This is a genomic window from Nocardiopsis sp. iso_238 (assembly GCF_056173325.1).
On sequence record NZ_CM149668.1, the window covers coordinates 1,889,120 to 1,912,391 of the forward strand.

Consider the following 23,272-nt stretch of genomic DNA (forward strand, 5'->3'; position numbering starts at 1 on the left):
CGGAGGTCGATCCGCGGTCGTGACGGGAGGGGCCACGGGGGCGGGAACTCCTACTCGTTGCGGGGATCATGGCTGATGGGGGAGCCTCGTGGGAACCCGTTGACCAGCATATGTGACCTCGATCACGCGACTTTGTGCCCGCTGGGCGGGTTTGCGTGCGTCGAACACTCCCGGAGATGCGCTAGAGTTTTTCTTGTCAGGCCGACGAGGCCCGACAGGGCAGCACACAGGGGCGATTAGCTCAGTTGGCTAGAGCGCATCGTTCACACCGATGAGGTCACTGGTTCGAGTCCAGTATCGCCCACAGTGCAGAGGGACCCGGTTCGTATCGCACGAACCGGGCCCCTCTTTTTTTGTTTTGGTCGGGTCAAGCTCGGGCAACGTGCGCGTATGCGTCCCCGTACGGGTTTCGGAGGTGGTGCGGTCCCGGAAAGGTCCGCACCCATTCGGGTCAGTCCGGGGGAGCGGCGCGCCCACGGCGCGCGGCCCTGGCCGCCCTGCGCTCGCGGTGGCGCTCGAGGAGCTGCTCCTTGGTCCTCAGCGCCCACTTCTCACCCCGGCGGGCCCACACGCGCGCGGGCCTCAGCAGCCGGTGCGCCCAGCGGAACTCGGTGCTGAGGATCAGGAGTCCGAGGAGGATCGAGGCGATCCCGGGCCCGGGGACGACCAGCATGGCGACCCCGGCCAGGATGACGACGGTGCCCACGGTCCCGACCAGGAGGCGCCACGGCAGGTGCAGGGCCGGGTGGGTGTGCATGCGTCTGCGGAACAGGCGGAGCCGTGCGCGCAGACGCCTCCACCGTCGTACTCGGGCATGGCGAGTGGGGGATGTCTCCGGGGCCGGTGGCCCGCTCGGTGGGCTCGGTGACATGCGCTCACAGTATTCGGTCGATGCGACTGGTGCTTTCGGGTCGGACTGGGTCGTCGTGATCGGATGTCTGCTGATTGTCACCGATCTCGCGGGTCGGATCAATGGTTCCTCCGACGCCTGTGGGGAAACCCCTGAAAACGTGATGATCCATGACAGAACCTTCCGATGTGCGTGGGTTCGTCCTCGTCAGAGCGCGGGTCGGCGGTCGTGTCACCTCTTCGCCCGCGACCGTTGGGGCGGCCGAATTCCACGACCGAATCGCGACTGTTCCGCCCTGTGGTGTTCGTTCCGGCGGCCCCGACGGATCGGCCCGGCCCGCCTGTGGACAACCAGAAGCACCCCCATCCCGGAGCCGATAGCATCGGGGGTGCGAAACACCTGGCCCCGTACCCACGCGGGCCGGTTCGCGTCCACGACATCGACGTAAATCCCTAGGAGTCACCGTGTCCGCCGCGTCTGAGCTGCACATCACCCTCGCCGGAACCCCGCGTGCGGTGGCGGCCACGACCACCGCGGGCCAGGCGCTGGAGGCGGACGGCAGGACCGTGATCGCCGCCCTGGTCAACGGGGAGCCCCGCGACCTGGCCTGGGAGCTCTCCGACGGCGACGCCGTCGAGCCGATCGCCATCGACTCCGAGGAGGGGCGGGCGATCCTGCGCCACTCCACCGCGCACGTCCTCGCCCAGGCCGTCCAGGAGCTCTTCCCCGAGGCCAAGCTGGGCATCGGCCCGCCCGTCGAGAACGGCTTCTACTACGACTTCGACGTAGCCGAGCCCTTCACCCCCGCCGATCTCAAGAGCATCGAGAAGAAGATGCAGCAGATCATCAAGCAGGGGCAGCGCTTCGACCGTCGCGCCGTCTCCGACGACGACGCCCGCGCCGAGCTGGCCACCGAGCCCTACAAGCTGGAGCTGATCGGCCTCAAGGGCGGCGCCGCCGAGGCCGCCGAGGGCGCCTCCGCCGAGGTCGGCGCCGGTGAGCTCACCATCTACGACAACGTCCACCCGCGCACCGGCGAGCTGTGCTGGAAGGACCTGTGCCGCGGGCCGCACATCCCCACCACCAAGGTGATCCCGGCCTTCAAGCTGATGCGCACCGCCGCCGCCTACTGGCGCGGCAAGGAGACCAACCCGCAGCTCCAGCGCGTCTACGGCACCGCCTGGGAGACCAAGGACCGGCTCAAGGAGTACCTGGCCTTCCTGGAGGAGGCCGAGAAGCGCGACCACCGCAAGCTCGGCTCCGAGCTCGACCTCTTCTCCATCCCGGACGAGATCGGCTCCGGCCTGGCCGTCTTCCACCCCCGGGGCGGCATCATCCGCCGGGTGATGGAGGACTACTCGCGCAAGCGCCACGAGGAGAGCGGGTACGAGTTCGTCTACTCGCCGCACGCCACCAAGAGCGCCCTGTTCGAGAAGTCGGGGCACCTGGACTGGTACGCGGAGGGCATGTACCCCCCCATGCAGCTCGACGGCGGTCAGGACTACTACCTGAAGCCGATGAACTGCCCGATGCACAACCTGATCTTCGACGCGCGCGGGCGCTCCTACCGTGAGCTGCCGCTGCGCATGTTCGAGTTCGGCACCGTGTACCGGTACGAGAAGTCCGGCGTGGTGCACGGCCTGACCCGCGCCCGGGGCTTCACCCAGGACGACGCGCACATCTACTGCACCCGCGAGCAGATGGCCGACGAGCTCGACTCGCTGCTCACCTTCGTGCTGGAGCTCCTGCGTGACTACGGCCTGGAGGACTTCTACCTGGAGCTGTCCACCAAGGACCCGGAGAAGTACGTCGGTGACGACGCCAGCTGGGAGGAGGCCACCGACACCCTGCGCCAGGCCGCCGAGAAGCAGGGGCTCGAACTGGTCCTGGACCCGGGCGGCGCCGCCTTCTACGGCCCGAAGATCTCCGTGCAGGCCAGGGACGCCATCGGCCGCACCTGGCAGATGTCCACCATCCAGCTGGACTTCAACCTGCCCGAGCGCTTCGACCTGGAGTACACCGCCGCCGACGGCTCCCGTCAGCGTCCGGTGATGATCCACCGCGCCCTGTTCGGCTCCATCGAGCGGTTCTTCGCCGTCCTGCTGGAGCACTACGCCGGAGCGTTCCCGGCCTGGCTGGCCCCGGTGCAGGCGGTGGGCATCCCCATCGCGGACGAGCACGTCCCCTACCTCCAGGAGGTCGCCGCCAAGCTGCGCGCGGAGGGGATCCGGGTCGAGGTCGACGCCAGCGACGACCGGATGCAGAAGAAGATCCGCAACGCCCAGAAGCAGAAGGTCCCCTTCATGCTGCTGGCCGGTGACGAGGACATCAGCAAGGAAGCGGTCTCCTTCCGCTACCGCGACGGTTCCCAGAACAACGGTGTGCCCGTGGACGAGGCGGTGGCCGAGATCGTCGCCGCCGTCCGCGAGCGCCGCCCGTAGGGGCCGTTTCGCGGGGCGTGCGCGCCCCCGAGGACGAGAGGGGCGCCCGTCCCCCGTGTGGGGGCGGGCGCTCCGTCGTGGCGGGGCGGGACCGGTCAGCCGCGCTCACGCGGGCTCTTCGAGTCCTTCTGCTCGTCCTTGAAGAGGTCCTCACGGGAGATCTTCGCGGTGGCGTTGGGGTCCGGAGTGGCCTCCTCCTCGTCGTCACGGAACAGGTCCGCGCGCGAGATGCGGTGCGTGGCGTTGGGGTCGCTCATGGGGTACTGCTCCTTGTGCGTTGGGGTACGCCGGATTTTATCGGCCCCTTCCGACAGCGACGCACTCTCGGGGGCGGCGCACACGGTCACGGCGGTGACCGGCGGCACCGATCAGGAACCGGCGGTGTCGTGTGCCCAGGCCCGGGCGGGGACTCCGCTGACCAGTTCGATCAGGTAGTCCGCCGCGGCGAGGGCGCGGTCGGGGTCCAGGCGCAGGGTCGCCCAGGTGAGGGCGTGGCCGCCGGTGAAGCGCACCGGGAAGGAGCGGGACCGGCAGTCCGAGAGCAGCCAGGAGACGGTGTCGTGGTCCAGGACCGCCTCCCTGAAGCGGTCGTCGGAGCCGACGGTGTGGAAGGCCTCCGCGAACGCCCGGCGGACCTCCTCCGGCCCGCCGCTGGCGTCGAGGGACACGGTGCGGGCCAGGTCGCGCCGCCGGATCTCCAGGTCCGCGCCCGGGCCCGGAGTGTGCACGGCCACGACACGGTGGGTGCGCCGGGGGCTCCCCGCGCCTCGCCGCGCGTTCGGCTCGGCGTGGGTGAGCTCGAACATGGTGACCAGGTGGGTGCCGCGCCGTCCGGTGAGCACGTGCCGCACGCGCGGGTCGCGGCCGTGCAGGGCGGCCGGGAGGGTCGCCTCCTCCAGGGGGCGCGGGTGGTGCTCGGTGTAGTGCCAGCCGTGCTCGCGGGCCCACCCCTGGAGCTCGGTGACACGTTCCTTGCGAAAGTGCGCGGCCACCGTGATGGCCCCGGCCGACACCACGACGGCGACCAGGGCGATCAGGGACAGTGCGCCTTCCATCCGGTGTCTCCTCCGGTGGGGAAAAGATGAGGGGCCGGGGGACCCGTGGCGGGCCCGCCGTGGCGGGCCGGGTCTCCGCGAGCCCGAGGTTCAAGGGGCCCGCACCGGCCGTGTGGCTCCATTCTGTGCCGATGGAGGGCCCTTGTCACCCCTTGGGCCGGTACTCCCGTCTGCTCGGGTCCGCGCACGCTCCGTGACCATCGCTTCCCCGCCCTCCCGGCGCCGCCGGCGGCGGGACCCCGGGGCCAGGGCGGTGAACTGTTCCCGAACGCGCGGAACCGCTGCCGGGGCGGGTGTCGGGGTGCGGCTCCGCAGGCCCTGAGTGTGCGCCTCGACCTCGGACGGACCCGCGACCCCGCGCGGCGGCGCGGTCGGGGGCCTGTCCGGAACCGGCCAGCGGGCCCCCGGGACAACCGCGTTCGGGGGACGGCCCGCCGTGGAACTCACGTGCACCGTGAGTAGTCGACGGAGAACTCCGCGTCCGTCACGCTGTAGCAGACCCCGACCGGCGGAGCTCCGGCCACGTCCCTGACGTAACCGTGCCCGCGGACGACGAGGAGACCGGTGTCCGGGGCGTCCTCGAACGCCACGGAGAAGCGGACACCGGTGTCGTCGGCCCCCTCGGTGGGGAAGCGGCCGGGGGAGTACTCCCCGTCCTCGGTGAGGACGCTGAACTGCTCCTCGGAGAACCCGTGCGCCTCCCCGTCCTCCGGGCCGACGACGAACGCGCCCTGGAAGACCAGGGTGCCGGACGGGGAACGCTCGGGAGGCGAGACCAGGACCGTGGTACCACCGTCGCCGGGTGCGTCCAGGGTGAACCCGGCCCGGTCGTCGTCCTCGCCCGGGGCTCCGCTCCGGGGCTCCACCGCGCTGCGGCTTCCGGCGTTGGTCGCCGCGTCGGTCGCCTCGGGAGGGGGCCAGCCACCGATCCCGGGCGTCGCGTCCCCGGCGCCGCCCGCCCCGGCCATCCCGATCCGGTCGGGCTGCGCTCCGCCGTGCCGCGCGCCCACGACCGCCCCCGCGGTGACGAGCGCGGCCACCGCCAGGACGGCCGCCCCCCGACGCAGGACTCGGCGGTGTCGCGGCGCCCCGGCGACCACGGGGCCGGGGGAGGACCACTCGTCGCGCATGATGCGGGTGGCCACGCCCCCGGCGTCCGGTACCCCGCGGCCGTCGCCCAGGACACCCAGGATCTCGTGCGGTGTCGGCCGGTACCCCGGCAGGGGGCTCACGGACGCGTGCACCAGCGGCAGCAGTTCCGGGGGCACGCCGTCCAGGTCGGCCTCACCGCGCATCACCCGCCGCACGACGGCCTCGGGGCTCCCGGGCCCGAAGGGGTTGCGTCCGGTCGCCGCGTAGGCGGTCAGCTGTCCCCAGGCGAACACGTCCGAGGCGGTCGTGGCGGGCGCGCCCCGGAGGCGTTCGGGGGCGATCCAGCCCGGGGTGCCCATCACGCCGGCGAACCCGGGGTGGGCGGTGCCGTCCAGGGTGCGGGCGATACCGAAGTCCAGGACCCTCGGACCGTCGGGGGAGAGGATGACGTTGCTCGGTTTGAGGTCGCGGTGGACGACCCCGGCGGCGTGGATGTCGGCCAGGGCGGAGGCCATCCCGGCGGCGAGCCCGGTCAGGGTGCCTCCGCGCAGGGGGCCGCGCCGCTCCACCTGCTCCCTGAGTGTGGGCCCGTCCACGTACGCGGTGGCCAGCCAGGGGACCTCGGCCCGTGGATCGGCGCCCGCGAAGGCGGGGACGAACGGGCTGCGGACCCGGCTCAGGGTGTCGACCTCCCTGGCGAACCGGGACCGGAACTCGGGTTCGTCCGCCAGTTCGGGGTGCACGGCCTTGACCGCGACGGGGGAGCCGAAGAGGGGACGTGCCAGGTAGACGGTGCCCATCCCCCCGGAGCCCAACCGTCCCACCAGGCGGTGCGGGCCCAGCCGCCCGGGGTCGTGGGCGCTCAGGGGCCGCACGGCCGCGTCCCCGGGCCTACCCATCCCGCTCCTCCCGCCCGGGAGCGCCGGTTCGCCCGGGACCGTCGGTCGGGGTCAGCTGGGGCGGCCCGGAGGACAGGGAGCCGACGGAGGGAGGGGGTGGCACGGTGTCGAAACCTCGGGGGTAGGGGGTCCGATGGCGGGCCCCATTCTCCCAGTGACGGGGTGGTCACACACGAAGGGGCTCCAGCACGGTTGACGCGCCGGAACCTCGAAAGGTTCGGCCCCGGGACACGGGAACACGGCCCCGGGGACGCCGTTGTCCCCGGGGCCGCGGATCGGGGCGGCTACGCGGGCAGGCCGAGTTCGCGGGCGATGAGCATCTTCTGCACCTCGCTGGTGCCCTCACCGATCTCCAGGATCTTGGCGTCCCGGTAGAAACGGCCCACGGCGTAGTCGTTCATGAAGCCGTAGCCGCCGAAGACCTGCGTGGCGTCGCGGGCGTTGTCCATCGCCGCGTTCGAGGCGATCAGCTTCGCGATGGCCGCCTCCTTCTTGAAGGGCTCACCGGCGAGCATCCGTGAGGCCGCGTCGTAGTAGGCCAGGCGGGCGCCGTACGCGCGGGCCTCCATCTCCGCGATCTTGAACTGGATCGCCTGGTACCGGCCGATGCTGTTGCCGAAGGCCTGCCGCTGGTGGGCGTAGCGCACGCTCTCGTCCACACAGCCCTGCGCCAGGCCCACCGAGAGCGCCGCGATGGCGATACGGCCCTCGTCCAGGATGCGCAGGAACTGGGCGTAGCCCCGGCCGCGCTCACCGACCAGGTTGGCCTCGGGCACCCGGCAGTCCTCGAAGACCAGCTCGTTGGTGTCCGAGGCGTTCCAGCCGACCTTCGAGTACTTCTGGCCCACGGAGAAACCGGGGGTGCCGCTGGGCACGAGGATCGACGAGATCTCCGGCCGCCCGTCCTCGCGCCTGCCGGTCACGGCGGTCACCGTGACCAGGGCCGTGATGTCCGTACCCGAGTTGGTGATGAACGACTTGGTCCCGTTGATCACCCACTCGCCGTCCTCCAGACGGGCCGTGGTCCTGGTCGCCCCGGCGTCGGAGCCGCCGTCCGGTTCGGTCAGTCCGAAGGCGCCCAGGGCCTCGCCCGAGGTGAGCCTGGGCAGGTAGGTCTTCTTCTGCTCCTCGGTGCCGAAGCGGTGGATCGGCATCGCGCCCAGCGACACCCCGGCCTCCAGGGTGATGGCCACGGAGGAGTCCACCCGGGCCAGCTCCTCCAGAGCCAGGCACAGGGCGAAGTAGTCACCGCCCATGCCGCCGTGCTCCTCGGGGAACGGCAGCCCGAACAGGCCCATCTGGCCCATCTTGGCGACGATGTCGTACGGGAAGGCGCCCCGCTCGTAGAAGTCACCGATCACCGGTGCGACCTCGGTCTGGGCGAAGGTCTCCACGGCGGCCCGGAGGTCGGCGTGCTCGGTCGAGAGTTCGTGGCGGTTCATCGCTGCTCCTCGGGGGTGGTCGGAGCGTCGGCCGGGTCCTCGGCCGACGCGGAGAGGGGTTCGACGGTGACCAGGACGGCGTCCATGGGCACCGACACCCCGGGACGGACCGCCACGGAGGCGACGGTCCCGTCTACGGGTGAGGGCACGGAGTGCTCCATCTTCATCGCCTCGACCACGGCGAGGGTGGTCCCGGCGGTGACCTCCTGGCCCACCGCGACCGGGACGTCGAGCACCGTGCCCGGCATGGGGCTGCGCACCGTCCCGTCGGCGGCGGCGTCGTCCTCGCGCAGGGCGGCGGCCACGGGCTCCTCGTGCAGGCTCCACGCGGCGCCGCCGACCCCCAGCCAGCGGTGGTCGGTGCCCGGGTCGTCGGCGCGGGCGTAGGTGACGGTCCCGGTGGAGTCGGTGACGGTGAGCCGGGTCCCGTCCGCCGAGCGGTGGGCGCGCAGCGCGACGGGGGACCCGTCCCCGAGCTGGACCAGGTAGTGCCCGGCGGCGCCGTCGCGCCGGACCCGCACCACGGTGGCGTCGTGCCCGGGCGCGCGCAGACGCCACGGCGTCCAGGCCGGGCCGCCCATCCGCCAGCCGTCCGGCACGGCGAACCGGTCGGGGCCCGGCGGGCCCTCCAGGTCCAGCTGGTGGTCCAGGGCGGCCGCCGTGTACACGGCGGGGAGCCGGTCGGGGGCGCTCTCCGGGGGGTCGGTGGCGATGAGGTCGGTGCTCAGGTCACCGGCGGCGACGCGGGGGTGGCGCAACAGCCGCCGCAGGTAGGCGGTGTTGGTCACGCAACCGAGGAGCGTGTGGGCGGCCAGGGCCGCGTCCATCCGCCGCAGCGCCTCGCCCCGGTCCGCGCCCCAGGTGATGACCTTGGCCAGCATGGGGTCGAAGTCCGAGGTCACCGCCCCGCCCTGGGCGATCCCCGAGTCCACGCGCACGTGGGGGCCGGAGGGCTCCTCCAGGAGGAGGATCGGCCCGCCCGAGGGCAGGAAGCCCCGGTCGGCGTCCTCGGCGTAGACGCGGGCCTCGACGGCGTGCCCGACCCAGGAGACGTCCTCCTGGGTGAAGGGCAGCGCCTCCCCGTAGGCCACGCGCATCTGGAGCTCCACCAGGTCGACGCCGCGTTCGCCGCGCACGGCCACGACCTCCTCGGTGACCGGGTGCTCCACCTGGAGGCGCGTGTTCATCTCCAGGAAGGAGTAGGACAGCTCCCCGTCGGGGCCGGTCTCCGCGATGAACTCCACCGTGCCCGCGCCCACGTACCCGCAGGAACGGGCGGCCGCCACGGCGGCCTCGCCCATGGCGGAGCGCTGCTCGTCGGTGAGCAGCGGGGAGGGGGCCTCCTCCACCACCTTCTGGTGGCGGCGCTGGAGGCTGCACTCGCGCTCACCCAGGTGCAGGACGTTGCCGTGGCCGTCGGCCAGGACCTGCACCTCGATGTGGCGCGGCCGCTGGACCAGCTTCTCCACGAGCAGGGTCGCGTCTCTGAAGGAGGCCGTTGCCTCACGGCGGGCGGCCGCGGCGTCCGCGACCAGGGTGTCGGCGGAGCGCACCTCCCGCATGCCCTTGCCGCCGCCCCCGGCGGAGGGCTTGATCAGCAGCGGGTAGCCGGTCTCCTCGGCGGCGCGCAGCAGGTCGCCGTCGTCCATGGGCTGGCCGGGCTTCTCGGTGAACCCGCCGAGTACCGGCACACCCGCGGCGGCCACGGTGTCCTTGGCGCGGATCTTGTCTCCCATGGCCTCGATCGCGGAGGCGGGCGGGCCCACGAAGACCAGCCCGGCGTCCACGCAGGCGCGGGCGAACCCGGCGTTCTCGGACAGGAACCCGTACCCGGGGTGCACCCCGGTGGCCCCGCACTCCAGCGCCAGGGCGACGATCCCGTCGGCGTCGAGGTAGTGGTCCACCCGCAGCGCCACGTCGGCGGCGAGGGTGTGCGGCGCCCCGGTGTCGGCGTCGGTGTACACGGCGGCCGGGCTGACGCCCATGCGGCGCAGGGTGCGGATGACGCGCAGCGCGATCTCGCCCCGGTTGGCGACCAGGACGCGCGCGGCGCCCCCGCCCGGCGCGGTGGTGTGTGGTGTGGTGGTCAAGGGTTCCTCACATCCGGAAGACGCCGTAGCCGACCGGCTCCAGGGGCGCGTGGCGGGCGGCGGACAGGGCCATGGCGAGCACGTCGCGGGTGTCGGCGGGGTCGATGACCCCGTCGTCCCACAGGCGGGCGGTGGAGTAGTACGGGCTGCCCTGCTCCTCGTACTGGTCGCGGACGGGCGCCTTGAAGGCCTCCTCGTCCTCGGCCGACCACTCCTCGCCGCGCGCCGCCATCTGGTCGCGGCGCACGGTGGACAGCACCGAGGCGGCCTGTTCCCCGCCCATCACCGAGATGCGGGCGTTGGGCCACATCCACAGGAAGCGGGGCGAGTAGGCGCGGCCGCACATCGAGTAGTTGCCCGCGCCGAAGGACCCGCCGATGACCACGGTGAACTTGGGGACGCGGGCGCAGGCCACGGCGGTGACCATCTTCGCGCCGTGCTTGGCGATGCCCCCCGCCTCGTAGTCGCGGCCGACCATGAACCCGGAGATGTTCTGGAGGAAGACCAGTGGGATGGAGCGGCGGTCGCACAGCTCGATGAAGTGCGCGCCCTTGAGGGCGGACTCCGCGAACAGGATGCCGTTGTTGGCGACGATCCCCACGGGGTGGCCGTTGACGTGCGCGAACCCGGTGACCAGGGTGGTGCCGTACTCGGACTTGAACTCGGTGAACTCGCTGCCGTCCACGACGCGGCCGATGACCTCGCGCACGTCGTAGGGGGTGCGGGTGTCGGCGGGGACCACCCCGTAGAGCTCGCCGGGGTCGAGCGCGGGCGGGCGCGGGGCGCGCGTCTCCCAGGCCGGGGGGTCCAGCGGGCCGAGGGTGTCGACGATCCGCCGCACCTTGGTGAGGGCGTCGGCGTCGTCGTCCGCGAGGTGGTCGGTGACCCCGGAGACCCGCGAGTGCAGGTCGCCGCCGCCCAGCTCCTCGGCGGTGACGACCTCGCCCGTGGCCGCCTTCACCAGGGGTGGGCCGCCGAGGAAGATCGTGCCCTGCTCGCGGACGATCACCGCCTCGTCGCTCATCGCCGGGACGTAGGCGCCGCCCGCCGTGCACGAGCCCAGCACCGCCGCGATCTGCGGGATGCCCGCCCGGGACATGGTGGCCTGGTTGTAGAAGATGCGGCCGAAGTGCTCGCGGTCGGGGAAGACGTCGTCCTGCATGGGCAGGAAGGCCCCGCCGGAGTCGGCCAGGTACACGCAGGGGAGGCGGTTGTGCAGCGCCACCTCCTGGGCGCGCAGGTGCTTCTTGACCGTCATCGGGTAGTAGCTGCCGCCCTTGACGGTGGCGTCGTTGGCCACCACCACGGTGGCGCGCCCGGCCACGCGGCCGATCCCGGCGATCATCCCGGCCCCGGGGGCGTCCTGGCCGTCCCTGCCGTAGAGGCCGTAGGCGGCCAGCGGGGCGATCTCCAGGAACGGGGAGCCGGGGTCCAGGAGGAGGTCGACGCGGTCGCGGGGGAGGAGTTTGCCGCGCTCGACGTGGCGCGCCCTGGTCTTCTCGGGGCCGCCGAGGGCCGCGGTCGCGATCCGCCCCCGCAGCTCCAGCGCGAGCGCGCGGTTCGCGGCGTCGTTGGCGGCGAACGCGGGACCGGCGGTGTCGACCGCCGAACCGAGCACAGGTGCCCTGCTCATGGTGTCCTCTCGTGGAGGGATGTTAATGCTCACTAACAGGAGTGATGTTAGTAACTACTAACATGGGTGTCCAGGGTCCGGGTGGAACGGGCCACGCGGACGGGCGGCGAGAGGTGGTCGGATGGCGACGGGAACCCAGGGGCAGCGGCCCACGGGCGAGCGGAGAACGGCGATCCTGGGCGCGGCGGCCCGGCTCTTCGCCGCGCACGGCTACCGGGGCGTGACCATCGACGACCTCGGGCGCGCCGTCGGCACCACCGGGCCCGCGCTCTACCGGCACTTCCCGGGCAAGGAGGCGCTGCTCGGGGAGGTCCTCGTGGACATCAGCGAGCGCCTCGCCCGGCGCGGGCGCGAACTCGTCACCGGGGCGGACGGCCCCGAGGAGGCCCTGGAGGCCCTGCTGCGCGGCCACATCGAGTTCTCCCTGGGGGAGCCGGACCTCATCACCGTGCACGACCGCGAGCTGGTCAACCTCACCGACGACGACCGCCGCCGGGTCCGCCGTCTCCAGAGGGGCTACGTGGAGGAGTGGGTGGCCGTCCTCTCCGAGCTGCGCCCCGCGTCCCCGCGCGCCGACCTGCGGGCCTCGGTGCACGCCGCGTTCGGGCTGCTCAACTCGACCCCGCACAGCCGGGGCCCGCTCTCCCGGGGCGCGATGTCCGCGCTGCTCCTGCGGATGGGCTCCGCCGCGCTGCTCGCCGAGGACCCCGCCCCAAGGGTGAGTTGAGTCTCCGCGGCACATGTCTTGACCTGCCCTCGGGTAGACCCGCGCACGAGTCTCCCGGACCCGACATCCGGGACGCGCGCGTCTACTTCCACAAGGGGAGATCGTTCATGGTCGACAAGCGACCGGAGTCCGAGCGCACCACAACCAACGCGGGAATCCCCGCGCCCAGCGACGAGCACTCACTGAGTGTGGGCAGTGACGGCCCCATCGTCCTCCACGACGCCTACCTTGTCGAGAAGATGGCGCACTTCAACCGCGAGCGGGTGCCGGAGCGGGTCGTGCACGCCAAGGGCAGCGGTGCCTACGGCACCTTCCAGGTGACCAACGACGTCAGCCAGTACACCTGCGCCGACCTCTTCCAGCCCGGTCGCCGGACCCCGATGCTCGCCCGCTTCTCCACGGTGGCCGGGGAGATGGGCAGCCCGGACACCTGGCGCGACCCGCGCGGGTTCGCGTTGAAGTTCTACACCCGCGAGGGCAACTTCGACATGGTCGGCAACAACACGCCGGTCTTCTTCGTCCGCGACCCCCAGAAGTTCCAGGACTTCATCCGGTCCCAGAAGCGCGACCCGCGCACCGGCCTGCGCGACAACACCATGCAGTGGGACTTCTGGTCGCTGTCCCCGGAGACCTCGCACCAGGTCACCTGGCTCATGGGCGACCGGGGCGTCCCGCGGACCTGGCGCAACATGGACGGGTTCAGCTCGCACACCTACCAGTGGATCAACGCCAAGGGGCAGCGCTTCTGGGTCAAGTACCACTTCCGCACCGACCAGGGCAACGACTTCCTCACGCAGGAGGAGTCGGACCGCATGGCGGGTGAGGACGCCGACCACCACCGCCGCGACCTGTTCGAGGCGATCGAGCGCGGTGACCACCCCTCGTGGACGCTGAGCATGCAGATCATGCCGATCGACGAGGCGGCGGACTACCGGTACAACCCCTTCGACCTCACCAAGGTGTGGCCCAAGGGCGACTACCCGCTGATCGAGGTCGGGCGGATGACCCTGGACCGCAACCCGGACAACCACTTCATCCACATCGAGCAGGCCGCCTTCGAGCCGTCCAACATGGTGCCCGGCACCGGCGCCTCCCCGGACAAGATGCTGCTGGGCCGCATGTTCTCCTACCCCGACACCCACCGCTACCGGATCGGGGTCAACTACGACGAGCTCCCGCCCAACCGGCCGCACGCGCCGGTGCGCTCCTACGGCAAGGACGGGGCGATGCGCCACTACGCCCCCGACACCGGGCAGGTCTACCACCCGAACTCCTACGGCGGGCCCGACGCGGAGCGCCAGCAGGGAGTGGAGGAGGCCGGGTGGAAGGTGGAGGCCTCCGAGATGGTCCGGGAGGCCTACCGGCTGCGCGAGGACGACGACGTCTCCCAGCCGCGCGCACTGATCCGCGACGTCATGGACGACGCCGCCCGGGACCGTCTGGTCTCCAACATCGTCGGCCACGTGAGCGCGGTCAACGACGAGGCCGTCCTCCAGCGCGCCCTGAAGTACTGGAGGGACATCGACCCCGGGATCGGTGCCCGTGTGGCCGAGGGGGTCAACGGCGGCTGACCGCCGGGGCGTACGGCGAAGGGGGCGGGTGGCCACGACCACCCGCCCCCTTCGCGCCGCGTCCGTCCCTACGGGAGGGCGACGCCGCCCACGGCGTCCTCCACCGGCTGGGTGACGTCAGCGGTGCCCGGGGCCTCCGCCGGGAGCTGGCCGGTGACCTCGTCGGTGGCGACCGGGGCCTCCTCCGCGCTGACGGGAAGGTTGTCGGTCGCGGCCGGGAGCTCCAGCGCCTGCAGGGCGGCCGCCGGGTCCTCCAGCTCCATGAGCGCCTGGATCGTCTTCAGGGAGTCGGCGTCGCTGAGCAGCGCGACGGCCTCCTCGTCGGCCAGGAGCTCCTGGACCGCGGGGTCCGCGAGCAGCGCCTCCGCCGCAGGGGAGAGGCTGTCGGCGGAACCGGCGGCCTCCTCCACGGGCTGGGCGGCCTCGCCAGCGGGCTGGGCGGCCTCCTCGGCCGGCTGAGCGACCTCCTCCACGGGCTGGGCGACCTCCCCCGCGGGCTGGGCGACCTCGTCCTTCGGGTCGGCCTGGGCCGCTCCGACGCCGACGACGGTCAGTCCCCCGGCCAGTACCGCTGCGGTGGTGATCCTGGTGAAGGCACGCATACGCGTTCCTTGCCCCTCTCTGCGACACGGGTCAGCACGTTCCGTAAGTGCACGACCACACATAGTCACCTAGTCTCAGGGTCAGAACGCCAAAGGTGGGTCTTGCCCCCGTGAAGTCCGCGTATGCCTTTCCGGGGAAGTGCCAATGGCGGACAAAGACCCCGGAACGACTCGTGTGGGAGCGAGGGCAATCGATCACCGTCCCCGTACATTCGGCAGCGGTGAAGTGGGTACGCCCGCGATCGACGGCCCACAGACGCGCAGGCGTCCCGCCCCCGACCCGAAGAAGGAGCGGTGTACCTATGTCTCGGCCTCGAATCGTGGTGGTCGGATCGGGTTTCGGTGGTTTCCACACCATCCGTCACCTGGAACGACGCATCCCCACGGGAGCGGCGGACATCGCCCTCGTGGCTCCGCACGACTACATGCTCTACAGTCCGCTGCTGCCACAGGTGGCCTCGGGGCTGCTCACCCCGCAGTCGGTCGTCATGTCGGTGCACCGGCTCACCAAGCAGACCCGGCTCGTCCCCGGCCACGCCGTCGGGGTGGACACCCGTGACCGCACGGTGGTCGTGCGGCGGCCCACCGGCGAACTCGCGCCCTGCCGCTACGACCGGCTCGTCCTCGCCCCGGGCTCCATGACCAGGGAGTTCGACATCCCCGGCCTGACCGAGCACGCCTACGGCGCGAAGACCCTGGCCGAGGCGGTGCTGCTGCGCGACCACGTCCTCTCCCAGCTGGAACTGGCCAACGACTCACGCGACCCGGTCGAACGGGAGGAGCGCTGCCGGTTCGTCGTGGTCGGCGGCGGCTACACCGGTGTGGAGACCGCGGCGTCGCTCATGCGGCTCTGCCAGGAGGCGGCCCAGCGCTACCCCGAGCTCCGCTCGGTCATCCGCTGGCACCTTGTCGACATCGCGCCGAAGGTCCTGCCCCAGCTCGGGGACCGGCTCGGCCGCAAGGCCGTCGACCTGCTCCGAGGCCTCGGCATCGAGGTCAAGATGAAGGTCAGCGTCCGGGAGGTGACCGCCGACAAGGTGGTGCTCACCGACGGCCGCGCCCTGCCGTGCCGCACCCTCATCTGGACGGCGGGGATCACGCCCAGCCCGCTGATGGAGACCCTCGGCAAACCGACCCAGGCCGGGCGGCTGGAGGTCGGAACCGACCTGGCGGTGCCCGGGCTGCCCGACGTGTTCGCGATCGGTGACGCCGCCGCGGTGCCCAACCTCTCGCACACCGACAGCGCCTACTGCCCGCCCACCGCCCAGTACGCCAGCAGGCAGGCCACCACGGTCGCCGAGAACGTGGTCAACTCGGTGCTCGGCAGGCCGCTGAAGGAGTTCCGCCACCGGGACATGGGGCTGGTCGTGGACCTGAGCGGACGCGACGCGCTGGCCAGGATCATGCAGTTCGACCTGAGCGGTCTGCCCGCCCTGGCAGCCACGCGCGGCTACCACGTGGCCTCGGTCCCGTCCGGGACCGCGCGGGCCCGGATCGTCGCCAACTGGGGCATCCGCGCCTTCCTCGGCAGCGAGGTGTCCCGGATGGGGTTCGCGGACGACGGACGCCCGTCGTCGTTCGTGGCCAACGAGGCCGTCGACTACCTGGACGAGGGCTCCTCGCGTTCCGAGGGCGCCCGCCTGCTCGACAACGAGCGGGAGCGCTACGGCGAGGACTGATCGGCGCCGCTCCGGCCGCCGCCGTCGGCGGGGGAGGGGAGGCGGGTCCCGCGTCGGCGGCGGACGACCACGAGCGCGGTGGCGCCCGCGAGGACAACGACCGCCAGGGCGATCGGCCAGGGGCCCGCGTCGGACAGCAGTGACTCCGCGTACCGGCGGCTGGTCGAGGTCGGATCGGCCAGGACCGCGGCGACGAACACGGCGGACAGGGCGGTGGTGGCCGCGGCCACCACCGTTCCGCGCGTCCCGGTCAGTCCCATCCGGCGGCGCAGGACGCCGCCGGCCTCGATGATCCGGGTGACACGGAGCAGGCGCAGGGTTCCGGCGGTGCGCACCAGGCGCAGGACCTGGGCCGGCCCGAGCGCGAAGACCACGGCGGGCAGCGTCACCGCCGCCACGAACGTGCTCCACCTGTGGGTGCGCAACCAGCCGAGTCGGTTCTCGGCCAGCGCGATGAGCAGGATCCACTCCGCCCACAGGACCAGCCCGGCCAGCCAGTTGAGCCGGTTCCCGAACTCGGCCCACCGGCCCTCGCCCCACATGCCGAGGAAGACCGCCGGGACGGAGACCACCGCGCAGAACAGGACCGGCAGCGCCAGACGGCGTTCCAGCGCGCGGGCGTGCCCGTTCTCCTCAGTGGCCCGGGGGTCGGCGGAACCTCCCCCGAGGGTTCGACCGGGAGGGTGTTCAGGGGGATGTTCGGGGGACATACCGGTACGTTAGCCCTGGTGCGGCGCGCGGGCGGCCGGTGGGCCGGGTCCGGTCGCGGTGGGGCCGCCGGTCAGGAACGGACCAGGCGGGCGATCGCGTCGGAGGCCTCGCGGACCTTCTCCTCGGCCTCGTCGCCGCCGTTGGCCACGGCGTGCGCCACGCAGTGCTTCAGGTGCTCGTCCAGCATGGACAGGGCGAAGGAGCGCAGCGCCTTGTTGACGGCGGAGGTCTGGGTGAGGATGTCGATGCAGTACTGGTCGTCCTCGACCATCCGCTGGAGACCCCGGATCTGACCCTCGATACGGCGGAGCCGGTTGATGTGGCTCTGCTTGTCGTTGCTGTAACCGTGGTTCGCCGCCATGCCACCGTCTCCGTGTTGTTCCTGCTCAGCTGCCATAACAATACCCCCTCAAGGTATTCAAGCGGGGAGCTTCGCGGTCTATTCCGCCCGTCCGGCCGTCGACCGGCGAACCATTTGTCACCAACCAGGCCGTACGAGAAGTTTCCCAGACGGCCGGGGTCGGTCGCCCCGCCGTTGGCGGGCCCGGCACGGTTTTGCCCTGGTTGACGGGACCTTGCCGCGAGTGGGAAACCCGCCTGCCGGGGTGGCCTGGCGCCGCGCTCTATCATCACGTTGAGTAATTAATTGACCTCAAAGAGTTTCGGAGTCATCGGTGGTTGCACAGATTGCGGCGGTACGTGCCTCATCCCTACGGCGGACCGGTGTGGCCATGGTCGCCTCGGTCCTGCTCGCCTCAGGGGTCGTCGCCGCCGGAGCGACCTTCAGCGCCCGTGACGCGGCCGCCCAGCCAGCCACACCCTACGCGTCCTCCGTCTGGGGGCGGCTCACCCTGGACCCCGGTGTCTACGGCGGCGGAGCGGTCTCCGGGACCCTCAACGAGCTGGAGGTGAGCGGCAACGGCAGCCAGCAGTGGGACATCAGCACCGGCCCCGGCTCCAACATCTCCGACAACCTGACCTCCGCCACCGGCACGGCGTCCGTGAACGTGCAGAGCGACCCCGAGTCGGCCCTGGCGAACACCAACGGGGCCTTCACCAACCTGGACGTCCCCCCGCCGACCGCGGGCGGAGCGGCCTCGCTGGTCAACCAGGGTCCGCTCCAGCCCAACGGCAACCACCGCATCTTCACCGTCTCCACCTGGAACAACCGTGTGCAGTGCGCGCCGCCCGCCGGGATCATCATCCAGGACTCGACCACCGCGCCCATGTTCCTGGGACGTCTCGTCAACGCCCCCGCGCCCAACGCCTCCGGCACCGCAGTGACCGAACTCGACTTCCCCGGCTCCTACGGGGACGGGATCACCAACGCACACGTCACCGTCACCATCACGCACGTGTACGAGATCGAGGACCCCTACGTCGGACACGCCCGCACCGACTACACGGCGGTCGTCCAGGGGCAGGACGCCGACGGCAACCCGGTGGGCGACCCGGTGATGCTCTTCGACATGACTCTGGGTGACGTCCGGACCGACTGCAACGAGACCGCGCCCCCGTCCCCGACGCCCACGCCGACTCCGACCCCCACTCCCACCGAGTCCCCGAGCCCCAGTCCCAGTCCCAGTCCCACGCCGAGTCCGACCGAGTCGCCCAGCCCGACGCCCAGCCCGACGCCGAGTCCGACGGAGTCGCCGAGCCCCACACCGTCGCCCACCGGGTCGCCCAGCCCGAGCCCCAGCCCCACGCCCAGTCCCACGCCGTCACCCACCGGGTCCCCGAGCCCGAGCCCCTCACCGACGCCGTCGCCCACGCCGACTCCCAGCCCGACGCCGTCTCCCACACCGAGCCCCACGGAGTCGCCCAGCCCGAGCCCCACGCCGAGTCCGACCGGGTCGCCCAGCCCGAGCCCCACGCCGTCGCCCACGCCGGGTCCGACCGAGTCGCCTCGCCCGACGCCGTCCCCGTCCCCGACGGAGTCACCGTCGCCCACACCCACACCCAGCCCGACCGGGTCCCCGACCCCGTCTCCGACGGAGACGCCGAGCCCGAGCGAGTCGCCCACCCATCCCGGCTACCCCGGCTACGACCCGGAGCCGCCCTCCTACGACCGGCCCACGCTGCCGGTGACCGGTGCCAGCGTCGCGGCGCTCCCCATCGGTGGCCTGGCCGCGATCGGCGCCGCGGTCGCCGCCTTCGTGGCCTCGCGTAAACGTTCGGTCTGACCTGGGCAATCCGGGACCGGGGCCCTTGCCCCGGTCCCGGGCCGCGCTGACCATGACGGTATGAGCGAGAGCGCCGAGCAGGACATCATGACCACCATCCGGGGCCTGATGGACGAGGAGCACACGCTCCGGTCCGCGCAGGGAGGGCTCGAACCGCAGGAGCGCCGCCGGATGAAGGAAGTCGAGGAGGCACTCGACCAGTGCTGGGACCTCCTCCGCCAGCGCCGGGCCCGCAGCGAGCACGGCCAAGACCCGGACGAGGCCCGTGTCCGCCCGGTCTCCGAGGTCGAGAACTACCGACAGTAGTCGGGCCTGAACGAAAACCAACCACCCCCCGAGCGCGTCTGTACAAGTGATCGGAGCCGGACCCCGTGCCGGCCCGGCCTCCTCCCTGCCCGGCACGCTCGAAGGAACGCCCCCATGTTCGCTTCACTGACCGGCCTCGGCCTCGCCTCCGCGGCGGGTCTGAACGCCTACGTCCCCCTCCTGGTCCTCGGCTTACTGGCCCGCTACACCGATTTCATCCCGCTCACCCCCGCCTGGGCCTGGCTGGCGCACCCCGTCACCCTGGTCATCCTCGGAGTGCTGCTCGTCGTCGAGTTCGTGGCCGACAAGGTGCCCGCCCTCGACAGCATCAACGACATGCTCCAGACGGCGGTCCGCCCCACCTCGGGCGGGATCACCTTCGGTGCCGGGGCCTCGGCGGTACAGCTCTCCGAGATCACCGAGATCTCCGGTGAGGCCTCGGGCATGTCGACGGTCGCGGGCGGCGTCGGCTGGGGGGCGGTGATCGTCGGCGTCCTCGTCGCGCTGTTCTTCCACGTGGCCAAGGCGCTGTCCCGTCTGGTGGTCAACACCCTCACGTTCGGCATCGGCGCCCCGGTCGTCTCCGTGCTGGAGGACGTCACCAGCTTCCTCGCCGCGGTGCTGGCGATCCTGCTGCCCGTGCTCATCATCGTCGTGTTCCCCCTGATGCTCCTGCTCGGGGTCTGGGCCGTACGCAAGGGGCGCCGTGTGCGGGCGGACCGCAGGGCCGAGCGCGAGGCCCGACGCGGTGGCCCGGGGGCGGGTCCCCCTCCCGGTTCCCACCCCGGCCCCTATCCCGGACCGCACCCCGGCCCCTACCCGGGACCGCATCCGGGGGCCCAGCCCGGCCCCTACGGTCCCTATCCCGGCCCCCGGCCCGGCCCTCCCCCGGGGCTCCCGCCGGGCCCCCGCCCCGGCCCCCAGCAGTGGACCGGATACGGCGGCCCGCCACAGCGCTGACACCCGCCCCGGCCAGGGCGGACGGCGGCGAGGTGGCGGAGAACGCATACCGGGAACGGGGCGCGGCGTCGTACAGTGCTCCCAATGGCTGAGATGACTACCGCGAAACCGAACACCCACCACATCGTCTGGGACTGGAACGGCACCCTCCTGGACGACAACCACGCCAACCTCGCCGCCGTGAACGCGGTGTGCGCCCAGTTCGGCCGTGAGCCGGTCGAGCTGGACCACTGGCGTACCGTCTTCCGCCGCCCCCTCATCCCCTGCTACGAGGAACTCCTCGGCCGGAGCCTCTCCGCGAGCGAGTGGGAGCGCGTCGAGAAGACCTACGACAGCAGCTACCTGGAGTACCTGCACACCTGTGAGCTGGCCGCGGGCGTCCCCGACGTCCTCCACCAGTGGGCCGGGACCGGCCGGACCCAGTCCCTGCTGTCCATGGCCACCCACGAGCACCTGGTGCCGCTCATCACCGAACGCGGTCTGAACGCCCACTTCACGCGGGTCGACGGACGCAGGTTCGACACCGAGCACGACTCCAAGGCCGAACACCTCGTCCACCACCTGGAGCAGCAGGGCCTGGACCCGGCGCGCGTCGTGCTCATCGGGGACATCGACGACGACGCCCGTGCCGCCCGTGAGGCCGGGGCCCAGCCCGTCCTGGTCGCCAGCGGACTGATGGCGCGTGAGCGCCTGGAAGCCACCGGGGCGTTCGTCGTGGACACCCCGACGGACGCGGTCGCCGCCGTCCGCCAGCTCGGCTGACCCCCGCCCCCGGACACGGTCGATGTGGCCCGCCCACCCGGTGAACCCGCTCCGGGGGTGGGCGGACCACACCCGGACGACCCGTCGGTGACCTGCGGACTTCCCCGCCGCCCCGGCCCCCCGTTAGGCCGGGCCGCCCCGTGACGCCGATGATGGTGTGCTGTTAGATGTGTCTCACAGCAACACACAGCGACGCGATTGGGAAGGCCTGCAATGACGGAGAGCAGCGTGCCCCGTGTGCTCTGGGAGCCCGGTGAGGACCGGATCGAGTCCTCCAACATCGTCGCGTTCGCCCGGTGGGCCGAGCGCGAGCAGGGGGTCAAGGCCTTCGGTGACGGCGGCTCCACCGCCGCCTCGGACTTCGACTACGACGCCCTGTGGCGGTGGTCGGTCACCGACGTCGACGGGTTCTGGGCGTCGGTCTGGGAGTACTTCGGGGTCCACTCCGCCACCCCGTACGAGCGGGTCCTGGCCGAGCGCACCATGCCGGGCGCCCGGTGGTTCCCCGGCGCCACGCTCAACTACGCCGAGCACGTCTTCGAGGGCCGCGACCCCGGCGAGACCGCCGTCCGGCACGCCACCGAGCTCCGCGCGCTGGACACCTGGACCTGGGGCGAGCTGCGCGAACGCACCGCCGCGATCGCCGCCGGACTCCGTGAGCTTGGGGTGGGGGAGGGCGACCGGGTCGCCGCCTACCTGCCCAACCTGCCCGAGACCGCCGCCGCGTTCTACGCCGTGGCCTCCCTCGGCGCGATCTGGTCCTCCTGTTCGCCCGACTTCGGCGTGCGCAGCGTGATCGACCGCTTCGCCCAGATCGAACCCAAGGTCCTGCTCGCCGTCGACGGCTACCGGTACGCGGGCAAGGACTTCGACCGGCGCCCGGTCGTGGAGGAGCTGCGCGCCGCGCTCCCCACGGTGGAGCACGCCGTCCTCCTCGACTACCTGAGCCCCGGGGCCACCCTCGACGGCACGCTGCCGTGGGACCGGCTCACCGAGAGCGGCGCGGGCGCCGAACTCACCTTCACTCCGGTCCCGTTCGACCACCCCCTGTGGGTGCTGTACTCCTCGGGGACCACCGGTCTGCCCAAGGCGATCGTCCAGGGGCACGGCGGCATCCTCCTCGAACAGCTCAAGAACCTGAACCTGCACCTGGACGCCCAGGAGCACGACCGCGTCCTCTGGTTCACCACCACCGGCTGGATGATGTGGAACTTCCTGGTCAGCGTGCTGCTGACCAGGGCCTCCATCGTCCTGTACGACGGCAGTCCGGCCCACGGTCGGCCTCCGGCGGATCCCGGGGGCGGCCGGGCCGGGACCGGCACGCCGCCCCCTCCCGACCTGGGCTCCCTGTGGGACCTGGCCGCCGAGGCCGGGGTCACGGTCTTCGGCACCAGCGCGGGCTACCTCTCCTCCTGCATGAAGGAGGGCGTGCACCCCACGCGGGGCCGCGACCTGTCCGCCCTCAAGGCGATCGGCTCCACCGGCTCCCCGCTCAGCCCCGAGGCGTTCACCTGGGTGTACGACGAGTTCGGTGACGACCTGTGGCTCTTCTCCACCAGTGGCGGCACCGACGTCTGCAGCTGCCTGGTGGGCGGGACCCCCACCCTGCCCGTGTACGAGGGCGAGATCCAGTCGCGCGGGCTGGGCATGGCCGTGGCCTCCTGGGACCCGGACGGCAACGAACTGATCGGTGAGGTCGGTGAACTCGTGGTCACCGAGCCCGCCCCGTCCATGCCCGTGTTCCTGTGGGGCGACACCGACGGCGAACGGCTCAGGGACAGCTACTTCTCCGTCTACCCGGGCATCTGGCGGCACGGGGACTGGATCGAGATCACCGACCGGGGCACCGCGGTCATCTACGGCCGCTCGGACTCCACCATCAACCGGGGCGGCGTCCGGATGGGCACCAGCGAGATCTACCGCGCCGTCCTGGCCCTGGACGACGTGGTGGACGCCCTGGTCGTGGACGTCCCCCACCAGGACGGATCCTCCCGCATCGAACTGTTCACGGTGCTGCGCGAGGGCGCGGACCTGGAGGGCGACCTGCCCAAGGAGATCGCCCGCCGCATCCGCACGGACTGCTCGCCCCGGCACGTGCCCGACCGGGTCCGCGTGATCGCGTCGGTGCCGCGCACCCTGTCCGGCAAGGTGCTGGAGGTCCCGGTCAAGCGCATCCTCATGGGCGAGGACCCCGCGAAGGTGGCCAGCCGCGACTCGTTGGCCAACCCGGAGGCGCTGGACCACTTCAGTGAGCTGGTCGGCGACTGAA

18 protein-coding genes, 1 tRNA gene and 1 pseudogene are annotated in these 23,272 nt (G+C 72.0%); 10 read left to right on the top strand and 10 right to left on the bottom strand.

Annotation, left to right across the window (positions count from 1 at the left end):
• Nucleotides 1–230: 230 nt before the first annotated feature.
• A tRNA-Val gene (locus tag AC0VYL_RS08445) sits at nt 231–304 on the top strand.
• A gap of 147 nt (nt 305–451) precedes the next feature.
• On the opposite strand, the gene AC0VYL_RS08450 is transcribed toward AC0VYL_RS08445, so the two are convergent.
• Nucleotides 452–757: a PGPGW domain-containing protein gene (locus AC0VYL_RS08450; RefSeq protein ID WP_475460916.1), complete on the bottom strand. Its 306-nt coding sequence runs from the start codon at nt 755–757 to the stop codon at nt 452–454.
• 557 nt (nt 758–1,314) lie between these two features.
• Between AC0VYL_RS08450 and thrS the strand changes: the two genes are divergently transcribed.
• Nucleotides 1,315–3,291: a threonine--tRNA ligase gene (gene thrS, locus AC0VYL_RS08455; protein WP_475482810.1), complete on the top strand. Its 1,977-nt coding sequence runs from the start codon at nt 1,315–1,317 to the stop codon at nt 3,289–3,291.
• 95 nt (nt 3,292–3,386) lie between these two features.
• On the opposite strand, the gene AC0VYL_RS08460 is transcribed toward thrS, so the two are convergent.
• The 6 genes from AC0VYL_RS08460 to AC0VYL_RS08485 form a co-directional block, all read right to left on the bottom strand.
• Nucleotides 3,387–3,548: a hypothetical protein gene (locus AC0VYL_RS08460; RefSeq protein ID WP_475460920.1), complete on the bottom strand. Its 162-nt coding sequence runs from the start codon at nt 3,546–3,548 to the stop codon at nt 3,387–3,389.
• A 111-nt stretch (nt 3,549–3,659) separates the two neighbouring features.
• Complete coding sequence (locus tag AC0VYL_RS08465) at nt 3,660–4,346, bottom strand: hypothetical protein (RefSeq protein WP_475482811.1); 687 nt, start codon at nt 4,344–4,346, stop codon at nt 3,660–3,662.
• Between the two features lie 443 nt (nt 4,347–4,789).
• A complete protein-coding gene (locus AC0VYL_RS08470; RefSeq protein WP_475482812.1) occupies nt 4,790–6,337 on the bottom strand; it encodes a serine/threonine-protein kinase in 1,548 nt (515 codons plus the stop codon).
• A 284-nt stretch (nt 6,338–6,621) separates the two neighbouring features.
• Nucleotides 6,622–7,779: an acyl-CoA dehydrogenase family protein gene (locus AC0VYL_RS08475; protein WP_110048150.1), complete on the bottom strand. Its 1,158-nt coding sequence runs from the start codon at nt 7,777–7,779 to the stop codon at nt 6,622–6,624.
• The gene (locus AC0VYL_RS08480) at nt 7,776–9,869 is read right to left on the bottom strand and encodes an acetyl/propionyl/methylcrotonyl-CoA carboxylase subunit alpha (protein ID WP_475482813.1); all 2,094 of its coding nucleotides are present in this window, start codon (nt 9,867–9,869) and stop codon (nt 7,776–7,778) included. Before AC0VYL_RS08480 ends, AC0VYL_RS08475 begins: the two co-directional genes overlap by 4 nt.
• 7 nt (nt 9,870–9,876) lie before the next feature.
• On the bottom strand, nt 9,877–11,487 hold the full coding sequence (locus AC0VYL_RS08485) for a carboxyl transferase domain-containing protein (protein WP_475462979.1): 1,611 nt from the start codon (nt 11,485–11,487) through the stop codon (nt 9,877–9,879).
• Between the two features lie 136 nt (nt 11,488–11,623).
• Here AC0VYL_RS08485 and AC0VYL_RS08490 point away from each other — a divergent pair, with 136 nt between their 5' ends.
• Together AC0VYL_RS08490 and AC0VYL_RS08495 are read left to right on the top strand one after the other, a co-directional pair.
• The gene (locus AC0VYL_RS08490; RefSeq protein ID WP_475460930.1) at nt 11,624–12,229 is read left to right on the top strand and encodes an SACE_7040 family transcriptional regulator; all 606 of its coding nucleotides are present in this window, start codon (nt 11,624–11,626) and stop codon (nt 12,227–12,229) included.
• Between the two features lie 107 nt (nt 12,230–12,336).
• Complete coding sequence (locus AC0VYL_RS08495; protein WP_475482814.1) at nt 12,337–13,800, top strand: catalase; 1,464 nt, start codon at nt 12,337–12,339, stop codon at nt 13,798–13,800.
• Between the two features lie 68 nt (nt 13,801–13,868).
• On the opposite strand, the gene AC0VYL_RS08500 is transcribed toward AC0VYL_RS08495, so the two are convergent.
• On the bottom strand, nt 13,869–14,402 hold the full coding sequence (locus AC0VYL_RS08500) for a hypothetical protein (protein ID WP_475482815.1): 534 nt from the start codon (nt 14,400–14,402) through the stop codon (nt 13,869–13,871).
• Between the two features lie 302 nt (nt 14,403–14,704).
• On the opposite strand from AC0VYL_RS08500, the gene AC0VYL_RS08505 reads away from it, so the two are divergent.
• Nucleotides 14,705–16,081 (top strand): NAD(P)/FAD-dependent oxidoreductase, encoded by a 1,377-nt coding sequence (locus AC0VYL_RS08505; RefSeq protein ID WP_475460936.1) that lies wholly within the window; start codon nt 14,705–14,707, stop codon nt 16,079–16,081.
• Here the strand turns inward: AC0VYL_RS08505 and AC0VYL_RS08510 are convergent.
• Nucleotides 16,066–16,791: a metal-sensitive transcriptional repressor family protein gene (locus AC0VYL_RS08510; protein ID WP_475482816.1), complete on the bottom strand. Its 726-nt coding sequence runs from the start codon at nt 16,789–16,791 to the stop codon at nt 16,066–16,068. The two genes, AC0VYL_RS08505 and AC0VYL_RS08510, sit on opposite strands and share 16 nt — an antisense overlap.
• Nucleotides 16,792–16,862: 71 nt before the next feature.
• Nucleotides 16,863–17,153, bottom strand: coding sequence for a metal-sensitive transcriptional regulator (locus tag AC0VYL_RS08515; protein ID WP_475460939.1), 291 nt, complete (start codon nt 17,151–17,153; stop codon nt 16,863–16,865).
• Nucleotides 17,154–17,466: 313 nt separating this feature from the next.
• Between AC0VYL_RS08515 and AC0VYL_RS08520 the strand changes: the two genes are divergently transcribed.
• The 5 genes and pseudogenes from AC0VYL_RS08520 (at nt 17,467) to AC0VYL_RS08540 (ending at nt 23,271) form a co-directional block, all read left to right on the top strand.
• Nucleotides 17,467–18,975, top strand: coding sequence for a hypothetical protein (locus tag AC0VYL_RS08520; RefSeq protein ID WP_475482817.1), 1,509 nt, complete (start codon nt 17,467–17,469; stop codon nt 18,973–18,975).
• A 60-nt stretch (nt 18,976–19,035) separates the two neighbouring features.
• Nucleotides 19,036–19,281, top strand: a complete 246-nt coding sequence (locus AC0VYL_RS08525; RefSeq protein ID WP_475460943.1) for a DUF2630 family protein — start codon at nt 19,036–19,038, stop codon at nt 19,279–19,281.
• A gap of 114 nt (nt 19,282–19,395) precedes the next feature.
• A pseudogene (locus AC0VYL_RS08530) lies at nt 19,396–20,070 on the top strand (DUF4126 domain-containing protein); the annotation flags it as partial.
• Nucleotides 20,071–20,325: 255 nt separating this feature from the next.
• The gene (locus AC0VYL_RS08535; protein WP_475482818.1) at nt 20,326–21,003 is read left to right on the top strand and encodes an HAD family hydrolase; all 678 of its coding nucleotides are present in this window, start codon (nt 20,326–20,328) and stop codon (nt 21,001–21,003) included.
• 213 nt (nt 21,004–21,216) lie between these two features.
• A complete protein-coding gene (locus AC0VYL_RS08540; RefSeq protein ID WP_475482819.1) occupies nt 21,217–23,271 on the top strand; it encodes an acetoacetate--CoA ligase in 2,055 nt (684 codons plus the stop codon).
• Nucleotide 23,272 lies beyond the last annotated feature (1 nt).

Coding starts and splice junctions, on each gene's coding strand:
- AC0VYL_RS08450 (WP_475460916.1), bottom strand. CDS start 757: ATGCACACCCACCCGGCCCTGCACCTGCCGTGGCGCCTCCTGGTCGGG.
- AC0VYL_RS08460 (WP_475460920.1), bottom strand. CDS start 3,548: ATGAGCGACCCCAACGCCACGCACCGCATCTCGCGCGCGGACCTGTTC.
- AC0VYL_RS08465 (WP_475482811.1), bottom strand. CDS start 4,346: ATGGAAGGCGCACTGTCCCTGATCGCCCTGGTCGCCGTCGTGGTGTCG.
- AC0VYL_RS08470 (WP_475482812.1), bottom strand. CDS start 6,337: ATGGGTAGGCCCGGGGACGCGGCCGTGCGGCCCCTGAGCGCCCACGAC.
- AC0VYL_RS08475 (WP_110048150.1), bottom strand. CDS start 7,779: ATGAACCGCCACGAACTCTCGACCGAGCACGCCGACCTCCGGGCCGCC.
- AC0VYL_RS08490 (WP_475460930.1), top strand. CDS start 11,624: ATGGCGACGGGAACCCAGGGGCAGCGGCCCACGGGCGAGCGGAGAACG.
- AC0VYL_RS08495 (WP_475482814.1), top strand. CDS start 12,337: ATGGTCGACAAGCGACCGGAGTCCGAGCGCACCACAACCAACGCGGGA.
- AC0VYL_RS08500 (WP_475482815.1), bottom strand. CDS start 14,402: ATGCGTGCCTTCACCAGGATCACCACCGCAGCGGTACTGGCCGGGGGA.
- AC0VYL_RS08505 (WP_475460936.1), top strand. CDS start 14,705: ATGTCTCGGCCTCGAATCGTGGTGGTCGGATCGGGTTTCGGTGGTTTC.
- AC0VYL_RS08510 (WP_475482816.1), bottom strand. CDS start 16,791: ATGTCCCCCGAACATCCCCCTGAACACCCTCCCGGTCGAACCCTCGGG.
- AC0VYL_RS08515 (WP_475460939.1), bottom strand. CDS start 17,153: ATGGCGGCGAACCACGGTTACAGCAACGACAAGCAGAGCCACATCAAC.
- AC0VYL_RS08525 (WP_475460943.1), top strand. CDS start 19,036: ATGAGCGAGAGCGCCGAGCAGGACATCATGACCACCATCCGGGGCCTG.
- AC0VYL_RS08535 (WP_475482818.1), top strand. CDS start 20,326: ATGGCTGAGATGACTACCGCGAAACCGAACACCCACCACATCGTCTGG.
- AC0VYL_RS08540 (WP_475482819.1), top strand. CDS start 21,217: ATGACGGAGAGCAGCGTGCCCCGTGTGCTCTGGGAGCCCGGTGAGGAC.